The sequence below is a fragment of the Streptomyces durocortorensis genome, from assembly GCF_016901035.1.
GTDB classification, from domain to species: domain Bacteria; phylum Actinomycetota; class Actinomycetes; order Streptomycetales; family Streptomycetaceae; genus Streptomyces; species Streptomyces durocortorensis.
Genome location: NZ_JAFEUF010000592.1, coordinates 1 through 277 on the forward strand (window position 1 = coordinate 1; position 277 = coordinate 277).

The following is a 277-nucleotide window of genomic DNA, read 5'->3' on the forward strand; positions in this document are numbered from 1 at the left end:
GGTGAACACAAACTGCTTTCGCCCGGCCAGCCCTATGCCTTCGCCCGCGAGCTGGGCGAGGACAAGGTCATCGTGGTGCAGGCCCGATGAGTACCGTATCCCTGACCGCAGCGGCACGGCGCCAGGCCCAGTTGGCCTTTCTCGCCAGCGGCACCGAGTTTCGCCTGGGCCGCGCGGAGGATTGCCCGCTGCCATCGGAACAACTGGCGGCGGTGCGTGGCGACGAGCCCTGGGTACGCGCCTGCCTCGACGACGGCCTGACCGCTCGGGTCTACCG

Annotated in this window: 1 protein-coding gene; it reads left to right on the forward strand. The window is 69.3% G+C overall.

The window, feature by feature from the left end; all coding sequences use genetic code 11:
* Positions 1 to 86: 86 nt before the first annotated feature.
* On the forward strand, positions 87 to 277 hold a 191-nt coding region (locus JS521_RS36200), incomplete at its 3' end, for a hypothetical protein (protein WP_205087054.1).